The following is a 13,968-nucleotide window of genomic DNA, read 5'->3' as shown; positions in this document are numbered from 1 at the left end:
CGCAGGTGAGCGCGACAAGAAAGAGCGCGCACGCGCGCTGACGTTGGCGACGAAGCCTCAAGTGGCGCGAGTCTGCCGCATGCCGTCGTGATTGCCAACGTCCACGGCCGCGGGCAGGCTCGCACGGTGATACCCGACGTGCGGTTGCAGTTCGTGGTGGGCAAGGGTGGCGTCGGCAAGTCCACCATCACCGCCGCGCTCGCCGTGGCATGCGCGCGTCGCGGCCTGCGCACGCTCGTGGTCGAGATCGGATCGCCTGGCGGGCTCGCGCGCCTGTTCGATATCGCCGATCAATGCTCCACCGATCCGGTCCCGGTGCGGCCCGGACTGAGCCTGCTGTGCATCCAGGGCGAGACGGCGCTGGCCGAGTACCTGACGCTGGCGCTGCCGATCAAGCGTCTGGTCCGCACCGTGCTCGGCAATCGCTTCTACCGAGTCTTCGTGGCTGCGGCGCCCGGCCTCAAGGAGCTGATGACGATCGGCAAGATCTGGTACGAGGCGCAGAAGAAGGGCCCTGACGGGCGGCCGCTGTGGGAGCGCATCATCGTGGATGCCGGCGCTTCGGGCCACAGTCTGCAGTACCTGCAGATGCCGGCGGCGGCTGCCGACACGTTCCGCAGCGGCCTGGTCCATCGCGAATCCCTACGAGTGCTCGCGCTGCTGCGTGACGCGTCCACGACCTGCGTGCACGTGGTGGCCATTCCCGAGGAGATGCCCATCACCGAAGCCGTCGGCATCGTCGAGCGCCTGCGCACGCCGCTTGCGCTGCCGATCGGCACGCTCTTCGTCAATCGCGTGCGACCGCCGGCGCCGGAAGGGATCGAGCGGGCGGTAGCGAGCCTCGAGAATGCCCGCGTGTCTCCCGGCGACGAGCCCGTGCGTGCGGCCGTGGTCGACGCCGCGCAGGTGGCCCTTGGATGGCATCGCATCCAGGACCAGGGACTGGCGCGGCTGGCCGAGGAAACCGCGCTTGCGCCGGTGCGGGTGCCGCTCCTGGTGCGCGAGGAGTTCGGGCTTCCTGAAGTGGACTCGATTGCCGCCGCGCTCATGGGCCAGGTGCAGCGATGAGCGTCGCGCGCCTGCTCGACAGTCACCGCATCGTCGTGTGCGTGGGAAGCGGCGGCGTCGGCAAGACCACCGTGGCGGCGGCGTTGGCGCTGCAGGGCGCATTGGCGGGAAAGCGCGCGATGGTTCTGACGATCGATCCCGCGCGACGTTTGGCGCAGTCGCTGGGCCTGGACACGCTGCGCGCCGGCGGCGAGCGGATCGCGCCCGAGCGCCTCAGCGCCCAAGGACTCGACATCCGGGGCTCCCTGTCGGCCGGCATGCTCGACCAGAAGAGCGCATGGGATGAGTTCATTGCCCGCCACTCGCCGAACGAGCAGGTGCGCGAGACGATTCTGCAGAACGAGTTCTACCAGCATCTGTCGCGCTCCTTTGCCGGATCCACCGAATACATGGCCATCGAGGAGCTGGCGCGCATCGACGAGTCGGGGCAGTTCGACCTCATCGTCCTGGACACGCCGCCGACCGGCCATGCGCTGGATTTCCTGGAGGCGCCGGCGCGACTGGAAGACTTCTTCGATCGCGGCATGCTCTCCTGGCTGCTGCGCCCGTCGATGACGGCAGGGTGGATGGCCTGGAAGACGGCCAGCCGCGGCGTCCGCTTCCTGTTCGAGAAGGTCGAGGAAGCCACCGGCGTGCAGGCGCTGGCGCAGATCGCCGACTTCTTCACGGCCATCGAGCATCTGGTCGACGGCATCACCGAGCGCGGCCGCAGGGTGCGCGCGCTCCTTCAGGGCGACAAGACGGCCTTCGTGCTGGTCTCGGGACCCGATGAGCAGGTGCTCGAAGAGGCCGACGACCTCTACGCCAAGATGCGCGGCCTCGGCATGCCGCTCAAGGGCGTGGTCATGAACCGCGTCCACCTTCCGCCGCCGGGGCTGGACGGTGCCGAGGCAGGCGCGGCCATCGAGCGTGTGCTGGACCTGGTGGCGGCTGACAACGTCAGGATCCGCGAGTGGCTCGGGCACACCGTGCGCAACCTCATGGTGCAGGCGGCGGCCGAAGAGGTGCGGCGCGAGGATTTCGAGGCCAACCTTCCGACCGACGTGCTCGTCACCGTGGTTCCCGAGCAGCGCGGCGACGTGCACGACCTGGCCGAGCTGGCCCGGCTCGGCGAGTTCCTGAAAGACTAGCTCTTGGAGCCGGTGCGCAACGAGCACTCGAGCGCGCGCTGCAGCGCCTCGTTGGCATGTTCGAGGTCCTCGCGCTTGCGGTACAGCTCGGCGCGCAGCCTCTCGGCTGCCACGGCGTAGGGCCCGCCGCTGCCGTCGAGCTGATCGAGCGCACGCTCGCCGTCGTCCTCGCGTCCGAGGCTCATCATCAGCTGGGCGTAGTGCAGCTGCAGCTCGCCGTTGCCGGGATGGCGTGCGCGCAGCTTGCCGTAGATCTTGAGGAGGCGCGGCAGCTCCTTCTCCGCGAGCAGCTCGTCCAGCGCGGCCAGCGTCCTGGTGTCGGGACGGCGCTTGGCAGCCTTGTACAGCAGCCTCACCGCCGCGCGGTGGCGCCCCTGCGTGTCCAGTATGCGTGCGCTTTCGGCAGCCGCTGGCGCGAAGGCCGGATCGAGCGCGAGCACCGAGCGCAGGCTGGCCTCGCGCTGCGCGGGCTCGTCGACGCCGGCGGCTTCCATGCGGATCTCCACGAGCGATGCCCGCTCGCGCGGATCGTCGGGCAGCAGCTCGACCAGCCGCTGCTGCACTTTTTCGGCGCGCTTCCAGCGCTGCAGGTCGACGAGCGTGTCGCGCAGCATGCGGTTGAGCGTGATGCTGGCGGGAAAGGCATCGACGGCGCGGTCGAGCGCCGACGCTGCCGCCGCGTCGTCACCGAGTGCGCGGCAGCAGCGAGCCAGAGCATGCAGCAGCAGCGGATCGCTGCCGAAATCCTTGAGTCCCTCCTCGAGAACCTGTCGTGCGTGCGTCCAGTCGCCCTCGGCCACGTAGCTGTCGGCCAGATCGACGACGTCTCCGACGTCGGCCCCAGGGCTCTTGACGGCCTTGGTCAGAAGCGCGCGCGCCTTGCCGTACTGTCCGGCCAGCACCAGGCTGCGTGCTTCGGTCTTGCGGGCGATGGCTCGCTCGGCGCTGCGCCGCGCGCGCTCGACGCGCCACTGCCGCAGCGCCCAGTGTCCTTCGCGTGCGATGAGCGCGATCAGGCCGAGCAGCAGGCCGGCGGTGACGGCGCCGACAAGGAGCCATGCCAGAGGAAGCGTGTATTCGCGGTCGGGCGCGAGCTTGAACGTGGTGGGCTGGGAATTGAACCAGACGAGAGTGGCGACAGCCGCGATGAGCGCGACGGCTGCCAGGAAAGTCAGGGTTCGACGCAGCATCGGCTAGGCCTGAGCCGATTGTTTATCGAACCCCTCCGTGTAGTTCCAACGCGGTGCCGAGCTCCACAGTCGCTCCAGGTCGTAGATCTCGCGCACGCTCTGCTGGAAGACGTGCACGACCACGGCACCGTAATCGATCACCGCCCAGCGGCCGTTCTCCAGGCCCTCGACCGAAAGGGGCGTCAGCCCGAAGCGCTCCTGCATGCCCTCGTCGACACGCTGGCAGATCGCGTCCACCTGGATGTGCGAGCGTCCGCTGCAGACCACGAAGTAGTCGGCGAGCGACGAAACGCTTCCCAGTTCCAGGACGACGATGTCGTTTGCTTTCCGATCTGCGGCCATGTCGGCCGCAGTGGTGGCGAGCTCGCGCGAGGCGACGTTCAGCATGTCGTGTGTGCTGGTGCTCCGTAGAGGCAATGTTCGCGAATGATACGAGCGACGGCGAAGCCGGTGAGCCCCTCGAAGGGGAGGCCGAGCCGCACGCGCCGCCGGACCTCGGACGAGGAAGCCTCGACTCCGGTGATCCTGTGGCCGACGATGACGTGACCGCTCTTGTGAACGAAACAGCCGATGGCCGGATCATAACAACCGTCCTGGTGGGCGGCAACGGGCGGTCGGAGCGCTTTCTCCGAAAATTCGCATCCGGGTCGGCTGGTGACGATGATGTTGCACAGCTCCAGGAGCTCGTGCGGCCGGCTCCAGGTATCGATCTCCTCGTAGGCGTCGATGCCCATCGAAAGGAACAGCTCCGCATCGGAATGCTCTCGCGCGATCTGCGCGATCGTGTCGACCGTGTAGGAAGGGCCGTGGCGTCCGAGCTCGATACCGCAAGGCTCCAGCACGGGATCGCCGCGCACCGCCGCCTCGAGCATGGCCAGGCGAAGCTCGGCCGGCGCCTGCTCCTGCGGCTTGTGCGGCGGATTGGCCGACACCACCATCAGCACCTTCTGCAGGTCGAAGGCCGCCGCCAGCTCGCGTGCACTGGTGAGGTGACCGATGTGTACCGGATCGAAGGTGCCGCCGTGCACGCCGATGCGCGGCCGTCGCTCCGTCGGCCCGCTGCGCCTGGGATCGCTCAGCGCGTCTGCCCCTGACCCCGCACCACGTACTTGTACGTCGTCAGCTCGCGCAGTCCCATCGGGCCGCGCGCGTGGATGCGGTTGGTGGAGATGCCGACCTCGGCTCCGAAGCCGAACTCGTAACCGTCGGTGAAGCGGGTGGAGGCGTTCTCGTAGACGGCGGCCGAATCCACCTCCCTCAGGAAACGATCGGCGTTCTCGCGCGAGCGAGTGACGATGGCATCGGAGTGGCCGGAGCCGTGGGTGTTGATGAAGTCGATGGCTTCCTCCACCGAGTCCACCACCTTGATGGCCAGGATCAGATCGAGATACTCGGTGCGCCAGTCCTCTTCGCTGGCGATCCTGGCCGCAGGCACGAGCGCACGCACGCGCTCGTCCCCGCGCAGCTCCACGCCTTTCTCGAGCAGGCGCGGCGCCAGCACGTCGAGGAAGGGCCGTGCCACGGCCGAGTGGACCAGCAGGTTCTCCATCGCGTTGCAGACGCCGGGGCGATCGCACTTGGCGTTGACGGCGATGTCGGCGGCCATGGCCAGATCGGCGTCGGCATCGACATAGGTGTGACAGACGCCTTCGTAATGGCGGATCACCGGCACGCGGGAATGCTCCGCGATCGCGCGCACCAGGCCGGGCCCGCCGCGAGGCACGATGACGTCGAGCGACTCTTCCTGACGCAGCATTGCTTCGGTTGCGCGGCGGTCGGTCGAGCGGATGAGCTGGACCGCGGCCGCGGGCAGACCGGCCGCGACGAGCTCCGCGGCAACGATGTCGGCGAGCGCGGCGTTGGAGCGCAATGCTTCCTTGCCGCCCTTGAGGACGCAGGCGTTGCCGGATTTCAGGCACAGCGCCGCCACGTCGATGGTCACGTTGGGTCGAGATTCGTAGATCATGCCGACCACGCCGATCGGGATGCGCACCTGCGCAATGCGCAGGCCGCGCTGGGTGGTCCACTCGTTCATCGGTTCGCGCAGCGGATCGGGCAGGGCGGCCACGGCCTCGGCGCCGGCGGCCATTGCTTCGATGCGCGTGGGCGTCAGCGTCAGCCGGTCGAGAAGCGCCGAGGTCAATCCTGCGTGGCGTCCGGCTGCGACGTCGGCCTCGTTCTCGGATCGGATGCGTGCCTGATCCTGACGGATGCGTGCGGCGATCGCTCGCAGCAGCGCGCTGCGCTCGGCATCACCGACCAGCGCGAGCCTCCGCGCCGCGGCCTTGGCGGCGCGGCACAGCTCGCGCACGTCGGCCTCGATGCGGGCGCTCTCGTCGGTCGTGCGCTCTTCGCTCTGCGCTGTGGCGCTCGTGCTCATGATGCCGTCTCCCGCTCCTCTTCGATGTCGGAGAGAAGGACGAGGTCGTCCCGGTGTATCACTTCATCGCCGGCGTGGTAACCGAGCACTTCCTGGATGCGCGCGCTGGCGTGGCCGCGGATGCGGCTGCACTCGGAGGAGTCGTAGTTGACCAGCCCCCGCGCAAGCTCGCTGCCGTCCATGGCCAGGCAGCTGACGCAGTCGCCGCTGGCGAAATTGCCCTGCACCTCGGCGATGCCCGCCGCGAGCAGGCTGCTGCCCTTGTGTGCCACCGCGCGCGCCGCGCCGTCGTCGAGCACCAGCGCGCCGCGAAGCGGCAGCCCGTAGGCGATCCAGTGCTTGCGGCTGCGGATGGGGCTGTCGTAGGGCAGGAACAGGGTCCCGACGCCTGGGGGCCCTTCGAAGATGCGCGGCAGAACGCCCGGCTCCATGCCGCTGGCGACGATGGTCGCGATGCCGCGATGCGCGGCGCTGCGCGCGGCGGCCAGCTTGCTCGACATCCCGCCGGTGCCGACCGCCGAACCCGAGCCGCCGGCAATTCCGGAGGCGATCATCGCATCGACGTCTTCGACGACCTCGATCAGCGGCGCGGCGCCCAGGCGTGGATCGGTGGCGTAGAGGCCCTCGACGTCGCTGAGGATCACGAGCAGATCGGCGTCGACCAGCCCGGCCACCAGCGCCGAGAGACGATCGTTGTCGCCGAACTTCAGCTCGTGCGTGGCCACCGAGTCGTTCTCGTTGACGATGGGAACGATGCCGTGTCGTAGCAGATGCGCGAAGGTGCGCTTGGCGTTGAGATAGCGCGTGCGATCGCGCAGATCGTCGGCCGTCAGCAGCACCTGGCCCACGTGCTTGTGGAAGTCGGAGAAGTAGCGCTCGTACAGCGCCATCAGCGCGATCTGCCCGATGGCCGCCGCGGCCTGCTGCTCCGGAATCTTCTTGGGAATGCTCTTCAGGCCGAGGCGCGCCAGGCCGGCGGCGCGCGCTCCCGATGTGACCACGATGACCTGCAGGCCCTGATCGGCCAGTGCGGCAATCTCGGCGCTGATGCGGCCGACCTGATCGGAGCGCACGCCGCCGGTCGTCGTCAGCACCGAGCTGCCGAGCTTGACGACCACGCGACGGGCGCGCGCGAGGATCGCCGCTCGTTTCTGGCTCGCGTGCTGTGTGCCGTCGCCGCGCATGTCGTGTCCAGCTCCGCTTACTCGCCGGGTTCGTTCGTGGCCGCAGCCGCAGCCTGCAGCTTGCGCCGCTTCTCGACCTCGCGCCCGATGCGAAGGACCAGCTCGCGCGTGCCTGCTCCGGTCGCCGAAGAGATCGCGTGCAGCTCCAGTCCTCGCCGCTCGAGCAGCGCGCGCAGCTCGGGGACGCGCTCCGCCACTTCGGGCAGATCCATCTTGGTGGCGACGACGATCTGCGGCCGCTCGGCCAGCTCGTTCGAATACGCCGCCAGCTCACGGTTGACGGTGTCGAAGCTCGCCAGCGCCTCCTGCGCGCTGATGCCGGTGCAGTCGATCAGGTGGACGAGCAGAGCAGTGCGCTGCACGTGGCGCAAGAAGCGGTCGCCCAGGCCTGCGCCTTCGTGCGCCCCTTCGATGAGCCCGGGGATGTCGGCCAGCACGAAGCTCTTCTCGTCGGCCCACGAGACGACGCCGAGCACGGGGACCAGCGTCGTGAAAGGGTAGTCGGCGATCTTGGGACGGGCGGCCGACAGGCGCGCGAGCAGGCTCGACTTGCCGGCGTTGGGCAGCCCGACCAGACCCGCATCGGCGAGCAGGCGCAGCTCGAGCCTCACTTCCAGCTCGACACCGGGCGTGCCGGGATCCGCCCGGCGCGGCGCCTGGTGCGTGGCCGTGGCAAAGCGCGCATTGCCGCGCCCGCCCACGCCGCCGGCGGCGATCCGAATGATGTCGCCGGGAACGGTCACGTCCGCCAGCAGCTCGCCGGTCTGGGCGTCGAAGATCATCGTCCCGACCGGGACCTTCAGAACCTCGTCGCCGCCGTTCTTGCCGTGCTGGTTCTTGCCGCGACCGTCCTCGCCGCGGCCGGCCTTGACCAGATTGCGGAAGCGCAGATCGAGGAGCGTCGAAAGACCGAGGTCTCCGACGACGTACACGCTGCCGCCGTTGCCGCCGTCACCGCCGGAGGGACCGCCCTTGGGGCGGTACTTCTCCCGCAGAAATGCGACGCAACCGTCGCCTCCGTCGCCTGCGACGATGCGCAAGCGCGCCTCGTCGACAAAGTTCATGGTTCTTGGCTAAGCCGGGTAGACGCTGACGCGGGTTCTGTCCTTGCCGAACGGCTCGTACTTGACGATGCCGTCGCTGAGCGCGAACAGCGTGTAGTCGCGCCCCATGCCCACGCCCTTGCCAGGATGGATCCTGGTGCCGAGCTGGCGGACCAGGATGTTGCCCGCGACCACGGTCTGGCCGCCGAAGACCTTGACGCCGCGGCGCTGGCCGCGAGAGTCGCGGCCGTTCTTGGAGGAGCCTTGTCCTTTCTTGTGAGCCATGGGTCGGTGTCTCCGGGCCTAGTCGACCGAGGTGATCTGGACCGTCGTCTCGTACTGCCGATGGCCCTGACGGCGGCGATAGTTCTTCCGGCGCTTCTTCTTGAATACCAGGATCCGGTGCCCGCGGTCCTGCGCCACGATGACGCCCTTGACCGATGCGCCGTCGACCAGCGGGGTGCCGACGTCCACCCGCTCGGCGACGCCGCGCAGGAGGACCTCGTGAAACTCCACGTCCTGGCCCGGCTCGCCCGCGAGCCTCTCGACGGTCACGCGTGCGCCCGGGCTGACTCGGTACTGCTTGCCACCAGTTCTGATCACCGCATACGACATCGTTCGTCTTCCTCGAAAGCGCAGCGAAGTAGCCCGGTCCCATCGTGATGTCAACGTAAGCCGCGCGCACTGCGGCTCGCGGCTCGGCGTGGTTTCATGGTAGTGCGCCAGCGTGCGCGGGGTCGTGTATGTGCTGGCCAAGGAGCCCGAGCCCGGACGCGTCAAGACGAGGCTTTGTCCGCCGCTGACGCCGCAGCAGGCTGCCGAGCTCGCCGAGGCGCTTCTGACCGACACGGTGGCGCGACTTTGTGCAGGTGCTGCGTGGGAAGTCGTGCTGGCGGTCGATCCCGCAGGCGGCGGGCCGATTCTGGATGCGCTTTGCGTCCGATTCCGTCTGGCACGGGTTGAGCAGGGTCAGGGGGATCTGGGGAACCGGATGGGCGGGCTCATGGCGCGCGGGCACGGCAGCGGGAGACCGGTGTTGCTGGTGGGGGCGGATACTCCCGACCTACCCATCGCCTATGTGGCCATGGCGGTCGACTGCCTGTCGCGCGAGCCGGTGGTCCTGGGGCCGAGCCGTGACGGCGGCTACTACCTGGTGGGAGCAGGCTCGCCAGTGCCCGGCCTGTTCGACATCGATGCCGCATGGAGCAGCGCCGGCGTTCTTGCGGCTACGGTGCGGCGTCTCGAGGAGCAGTCGATCCGGCCCTTCCTGCTGCCGGCATGGGAGGACATCGATGATGCCGGCGCGCTCTTGCGCTTGTCGCTGCGGCTGCGCGACGGGCTGGCGGAAGCCGAATCGACCGCGGAGCTGCTGGAGCGCTGGGCCAGCCGGGGAGTGACGTTCTGAGAAACCTCACCGTCCTGCGCTGGGACCTCGACAAGACCTACCTCGTCTCCAACTTCGAGTCGTTGCGCGGTCTGCTGCGCATTCCCTTCGAGCGCGCCGCCGACAAGCGGGCGGTGCCGGGCGTCGTGGCGCTGATCAAGGCGGTGCGGCGCAGCGCCGATCAGCGCGGCATGGAGACGGCGGTCTGCTTCGTCTCGGCCTCTCCGCCGCAGATCGGTAGGGCGATCCGCGAAAAGCTCGAGCTCGACGGCATCGAGTACGAGGAGATCCGGTTCAAGGATCAGGTTCACCATCTGGTGCGCGGGCACTTCGACGTCCTGCGCGAGCAGATCGGCTACAAGCTCGCGGAGCTGACGCGCAGCGCCAGCGCCGCCGCGCGCCGCGCCGAAGAGCTGCTGTTCGGGGACGATTGGGAGTCGGACCCGCTCATCTACTCGCTGTATGCCGATCTGATGGCCGGCAACATCGGCTGGGAGCAGCTCGAGCCGTGGCTGGCGAGCGCCGGCGTCCACGCCCACTACCGGGACGTCATCCATCGGGCGCTGCAGGAGCGGCGCCCGCCACGCTACGTTCGTGGCATCTTCATTCTGCGCGCACGTGGTCGTGCCGCCACCGAGCTCGAAGCCTTCGGCCGGCGGCTGCTGTGGTTCGACAACTACTTCGAGTGCGCCCTGATCCTGCACGCCATCGGCTACCTGCGCGCCGACGGGGTGGTGGAGGTGGCCCTGGCGTCCGGTCTGGAGATCGGCGAGCTCAGCGCCAGCTTCGATTCGGTCGCTTCACGCTGGCCGTGGCTGCGGCGCGAGCACCTGACGCTGGCCCGAACGCGGCTGATGAAGGCCGGCCTCGTCGAACGCGTCCTGCCCGGCGGCGCCGGCCCGCGAGGCCTGGTATGGCTGCGGACGCGTCTGGGTCGGCCGCCGTTGCGACTTCCGCAGGCAGATGCAATTCCGGACTATGAGAGGGTGGTGTCGTTGTGGTCTCATAGAGGACGCAAGGAGGCCCGGGACGTTCATGGCAGTGAAGAGTGACGCAGGTGCGGCGACGGCGGGGAGCGTGGAAGGGGATGGCGTGCTGGTGGTGCTCACCACGGCGGCCGACGGCGAAGCCGCCGACGTCATGGCGAAATCCCTGGTCGAAGAGCGCCTGGCAGGCTGTGTCAGCCGAACGCCCGTAGGCTCGACCTATCGCTGGGAGGGCAGCGTGGTGTCGGAGCCCGAGGTCCTCATGGTCATCAAGACCACCGCCGGCCGCTGGCCGGAGCTGGAGCGTCGCATTCGCGAGCTCCACACCTACCAGACACCCGAAATCGTCGCGCTCGGCGCGGAAGAGGTGGAGTCACACTACCTCTCCTGGCTCATCGACGCCGTAGCGGACGAAGAACCGAACTAGCCGATCTCAATGCTTCGCGTCGGCGACGACGCGCTGCGAGACGAACTGCTCCTGGATGACGCTGGACTCCAGCCCGGCCAGACGCAGTTTCTCGGCCACTTTCTTGGCCGTCTGCTCGCACGCCAGCGGGCCGAAGCGGACGCGGTAGGCCTTGGCGGTCGGGTCGGGCGGCTTGATGTAATGGACCGCCGCCGCCTTCTGCTTGTCGGTCAGCCCTGCCACGAAACCCTCCGCCTCGGCCCTGCTGTCGAAGCTGGCGACCTGAAGAGCGTAGCCCTGACCGCTCCAGTCCGACTTGTGCGGCTCGACCACTCGCACCTCAACCTTGGCAACACCCTTGTGAAGGATGCCGAGCTCGGCGGCAGCTGCATGCGAGATGTCGATGACCCGCCCACGGGCGTAGGGCCCGCGGTCGTTGATGCGAACGCGGACGTCACGACCGGTTTCGAGATCGGTGACTTCAACCAGGGTTCCGAAGGGGAGAGTGCGGTGGGCGGCGGTGAGCTCGTGCTTGTCGAAGCGTTCACCGTTGGAAGTGCGGCGGCCGTGGAATTCGCTGCCGTACCAGGAACAGTGGCCTTGCTGTCGGAGGACCGCTGTTCCTTTGGTACTGGCGCCGGTCGTTGGCGAGATCTTGGAGTGAGTGGCGCGAGCCGTTGTTAACAGGGTGTTGGCAGGTCGCAGCGGATACGTTGACGCAGCGCAGCCTACTGCCAACGAGAGCAGTGGTAGCAGTGTGAGTACTTTCATCGAGTGTTGGTTCGGTAGCGAGAGTCGCCCCTTTTCCTAGCCCGAGAATTTGAGGCCCCGCCGCACATCCCATCCCTCCTCGTTGCCCCCCGGCCTCCGGGTTGCCTCAAGGTTCCTGATCGAAAAGCGGCGTGCAACCATCAACTGCAGGGCGTATTTAGCCACCAGGGCAAGGGGGAGTGCCCGAATAAGAGGCAAAAATGTCGGGCCACTCGAAGTGGAGCACCATCAAGCACAAGAAGGCGGCGAAGGACGCTAAGCGCGGAAAAGTCTTTACCAAACTCATTCGCGAGATCACGGTTGCCGCCAGGATGGGTGGCGCGGATGCAAGTGCCAACCCGCGTTTACGCACGGCCATCGCGGCCGCCAAAGCCCAGTCGATGCCGAATGAAAATATCGAACGGGCTGTAAAAAAGGGCGCAGGCGGGTTGGAGGGCGACTACCAGGAAGCCACGTACGAAGGCTACGGGCCCGGCGGGATGGCCGTCATGCTGGAGGCTCTGACCGACAACAAGAACAGGACGGTCGCGGACTTGCGCAACGTCTTCCAAAAGCACGGCGGCAATCTCGGTGAAGCGAATTGCGTGCGTTGGATGTTCGAACGGGTCGGTCAGATCGTCGTGGCCAACGCGAGCAGCGTCGGCGAAGAGCACGTGTTCGAGCTCGCGCTCGAGGCCGGCGCGACCGACATCGTCGGCGAAGACGACGCCCTTCGAATCACGATTCCGGTCGATGCGCTCGAGGATGCGCGCGCCAGCCTGGAGGCTGCGGGCATCGCGGTCGATCAGGCCGAGATCACTCTTGTACCCCAGAACACGGTGCGCCTGGCGGGCGCCGATGCCGCCAAGGCGATCAAGCTCATCGAAGCGCTCGAGGATCACGACGACGTGCAGCGCGTATCGGCCAACTTCGATATAGATGAGGACGAGCTGAGCCGGCTGTCGGCATGACCGCGTCGTTGGTGGAATCTGCGGACAGGTCGCGGTTTCGCACGGTGCCGGAGCAGGCGTAGGAGTAGCACGATGCCGGCCCGAACTGCGCGGCGCCAGGGCAGCGGCCGGCGCCGGCGAGATTCGGTGCGGCGGCGAGGAGGGTGGGGATGCGGGTACTCGGGGTCGATCCCGGAACGATTGTTTGTGGGTGGGGAGTCGTCGAGCTCGACGGCGCCCGGCTGACGCACGTCGCGTCGGGGACGATCGAGGCCGGACGCGGCGACGTCGCCTGCCGCCTCTCCCTCGTCTACGCCGAACTGCTGGCCGTCGTGGACCAGCACTCTCCGACCGACGTCAGCCTCGAGCGCAACTTCGTCGCCCGCAACGTCCAGAGCGCCTTTCGCATCGGGGAAGCGCGCGGCGTGGCCATGGCCGCCGCTGCCGCCCGCGGCATTCGCGTCAACGAGTACACGCCGATGATGATCAAGAAGGCCGTCGTCGGTTATGGGAAGGCCGACAAGGCACAGGTTCAGGCCGCCATCGCGCGACTTCTCTCCCTGGCCGAGCTGCCCAGGACGGATGCCGCCGACGCTCTTGCCGCCGCTCTGTGCCATGGCCTGAGCGGCCGCTTCGATGCCCGCGTCTCGGACGCCCTGTCCCTGCGAGGCCTGACCCGAGGTCGCGGCCGCAGCTGGCGCACGGCAAGGCTATGAGCAGCCCCGCCCGCCGCCGCTGGGGAGCAGGCAGCGCCCGCGTCCCCGCCGCAACAACACCCGCCGCCCCAACAGCCGACGCCTGCGGAGGCGCTTACCCAACAGCCGACGCCTGCGGAGGCGATTACCGAACAGCCGCCGCCTGCGGAGGCGATTACCCAACAGCCGACGCCTGCGGCGGAGGCGATTACCAATGATCGGCCGCCTCCGCGGCACCCTTGCCGCCAAACAGCCGGGCGAGGTGCTGATCGACTGCGGCGGCGTCGGCTACCAGGCCCAGATCTCCCTGCAGACGTTCTACGCGCTGCCACCGGCGGGTGCGCCGGTGGAACTGCTCGCCATCACCAACATGCGCGAGAACGCGCTCGAGCTGTTCGCGTTCGCCACCGCCGAGGAGCGCAGCGCCTTCAATCTGCTGCGAGGCGTCAGCGGCATCGGCCCGCGCCTGGCCATCTCGATCCTGTCCGGCATCGCCCCCGACGAGCTGGCCAAGGCCGTGGCTGCCTCCGATCTTGCCAAGCTCGTCGCCGTCCCCGGCATCGGCAAGAAGACGGCCGAACGGGTGCTGCTCGATCTTCGCGGCAAGATGTCGCCCGAGCCGGCAGCGGGCGCGGCGGCTGCGCACGGTATAGAAGAGGATGCGGTGTCGGCTCTCGTCGGACTCGGCTACAAGCGGGGCGAGGCCGAACGCATGGTGCGGGTGGCAGCCGCCAGCAGCGACGGGACCATCGAGGACCTGATTCGTCGCGCGCTGAGCAAGCAGCCACCGAGCGCGGCCTAG

17 protein-coding genes are annotated in these 13,968 nt (G+C 68.3%); 8 read left to right on the top strand and 9 right to left on the bottom strand.

The window, feature by feature from the left end; translation table 11 throughout:
* Positions 1-87: 87 nt before the first annotated feature.
* Positions 88-1,068 (top strand): ArsA family ATPase, encoded by a 981-nt coding sequence (locus VEC57_02575; GenBank protein HYB97997.1) that lies wholly within the window; start codon positions 88-90, stop codon positions 1,066-1,068.
* Positions 1,065-2,198 (top strand): ArsA-related P-loop ATPase, encoded by a 1,134-nt coding sequence (locus tag VEC57_02570; GenBank protein ID HYB97996.1) that lies wholly within the window; start codon positions 1,065-1,067, stop codon positions 2,196-2,198. Before VEC57_02575 ends, VEC57_02570 begins: the two co-directional genes overlap by 4 nt.
* Here the strand turns inward: VEC57_02570 and VEC57_02565 are convergent.
* The 8 genes from VEC57_02565 to rplU are packed head-to-tail and all read right to left on the bottom strand — an operon-like array spanning position 2,195 to position 8,598.
* Complete coding sequence (locus VEC57_02565) at positions 2,195-3,388, bottom strand: tetratricopeptide repeat protein (GenBank protein HYB97995.1); 1,194 nt, start codon at positions 3,386-3,388, stop codon at positions 2,195-2,197. The genes VEC57_02570 and VEC57_02565 overlap by 4 nt on opposite strands.
* Positions 3,389-3,391: 3 nt before the next feature.
* A complete protein-coding gene (gene rsfS, locus VEC57_02560; protein ID HYB97994.1) occupies positions 3,392-3,775 on the bottom strand; it encodes a ribosome silencing factor in 384 nt (127 codons plus the stop codon).
* Positions 3,769-4,416: a nicotinate (nicotinamide) nucleotide adenylyltransferase gene (nadD, locus tag VEC57_02555; protein HYB97993.1), complete on the bottom strand. Its 648-nt coding sequence runs from the start codon at positions 4,414-4,416 to the stop codon at positions 3,769-3,771. The genes rsfS and nadD overlap by 7 nt, the downstream gene beginning before the upstream one ends.
* Positions 4,417-4,463: 47 nt before the next feature.
* A complete protein-coding gene (locus VEC57_02550; GenBank protein ID HYB97992.1) occupies positions 4,464-5,768 on the bottom strand; it encodes a glutamate-5-semialdehyde dehydrogenase in 1,305 nt (434 codons plus the stop codon).
* Complete coding sequence (gene proB / locus VEC57_02545; GenBank protein ID HYB97991.1) at positions 5,765-6,952, bottom strand: glutamate 5-kinase; 1,188 nt, start codon at positions 6,950-6,952, stop codon at positions 5,765-5,767. Before proB ends, VEC57_02550 begins: the two co-directional genes overlap by 4 nt.
* A gap of 17 nt (positions 6,953-6,969) precedes the next feature.
* Positions 6,970-8,016 (bottom strand): GTPase ObgE, encoded by a 1,047-nt coding sequence (obgE, locus tag VEC57_02540; GenBank protein ID HYB97990.1) that lies wholly within the window; start codon positions 8,014-8,016, stop codon positions 6,970-6,972.
* 9 nt (positions 8,017-8,025) lie between these two features.
* Positions 8,026-8,280: a 50S ribosomal protein L27 gene (gene rpmA, locus VEC57_02535; protein ID HYB97989.1), complete on the bottom strand. Its 255-nt coding sequence runs from the start codon at positions 8,278-8,280 to the stop codon at positions 8,026-8,028.
* 18 nt (positions 8,281-8,298) lie between these two features.
* The gene (gene rplU, locus VEC57_02530; GenBank protein ID HYB97988.1) at positions 8,299-8,598 is read right to left on the bottom strand and encodes a 50S ribosomal protein L21; all 300 of its coding nucleotides are present in this window, start codon (positions 8,596-8,598) and stop codon (positions 8,299-8,301) included.
* A 124-nt stretch (positions 8,599-8,722) separates the two neighbouring features.
* Here rplU and VEC57_02525 point away from each other — a divergent pair, with 124 nt between their 5' ends.
* Genes VEC57_02525 through cutA form a run of 3 tightly spaced genes read left to right on the top strand, consistent with a single transcriptional unit; the run spans position 8,723 to position 10,792 of the window.
* Positions 8,723-9,400, top strand: a complete 678-nt coding sequence (locus VEC57_02525; GenBank protein HYB97987.1) for a TIGR04282 family arsenosugar biosynthesis glycosyltransferase — start codon at positions 8,723-8,725, stop codon at positions 9,398-9,400.
* Positions 9,349-10,431, top strand: a complete 1,083-nt coding sequence (locus tag VEC57_02520) for a phosphatase domain-containing protein (protein HYB97986.1) — start codon at positions 9,349-9,351, stop codon at positions 10,429-10,431. The genes VEC57_02525 and VEC57_02520 overlap by 52 nt, the downstream gene beginning before the upstream one ends.
* The gene (gene cutA, locus VEC57_02515) at positions 10,415-10,792 is read left to right on the top strand and encodes a divalent-cation tolerance protein CutA (GenBank protein HYB97985.1); all 378 of its coding nucleotides are present in this window, start codon (positions 10,415-10,417) and stop codon (positions 10,790-10,792) included. Before VEC57_02520 ends, cutA begins: the two co-directional genes overlap by 17 nt.
* A 6-nt stretch (positions 10,793-10,798) precedes the next feature.
* On the opposite strand, the gene VEC57_02510 is transcribed toward cutA, so the two are convergent.
* The gene (locus VEC57_02510) at positions 10,799-11,542 is read right to left on the bottom strand and encodes a septal ring lytic transglycosylase RlpA family protein (protein HYB97984.1); all 744 of its coding nucleotides are present in this window, start codon (positions 11,540-11,542) and stop codon (positions 10,799-10,801) included.
* A gap of 200 nt (positions 11,543-11,742) precedes the next feature.
* On the opposite strand from VEC57_02510, the gene VEC57_02505 reads away from it, so the two are divergent.
* From VEC57_02505 to ruvA, 3 genes are all read left to right on the top strand, one after another.
* The gene (locus tag VEC57_02505; protein ID HYB97983.1) at positions 11,743-12,492 is read left to right on the top strand and encodes a YebC/PmpR family DNA-binding transcriptional regulator; all 750 of its coding nucleotides are present in this window, start codon (positions 11,743-11,745) and stop codon (positions 12,490-12,492) included.
* 149 nt (positions 12,493-12,641) lie between these two features.
* Entirely contained in the window at positions 12,642-13,187 is a 546-nt protein-coding gene (gene ruvC / locus VEC57_02500; protein HYB97982.1) for a crossover junction endodeoxyribonuclease RuvC, read from the top strand.
* A 193-nt stretch (positions 13,188-13,380) separates the two neighbouring features.
* Positions 13,381-13,968, top strand: a complete 588-nt coding sequence (gene ruvA / locus VEC57_02495) for a Holliday junction branch migration protein RuvA (protein ID HYB97981.1) — start codon at positions 13,381-13,383, stop codon at positions 13,966-13,968.

Source organism: Candidatus Limnocylindrales bacterium, from assembly GCA_035626395.1.
In the GTDB taxonomy this organism is placed as follows: domain Bacteria; phylum Desulfobacterota; class Binatia; order UBA1149; family CAITLU01; genus DASPNH01.
Note: the sequence above shows the minus strand (reverse complement) of the source record. Positions and strands in the feature narration are given on the sequence as shown.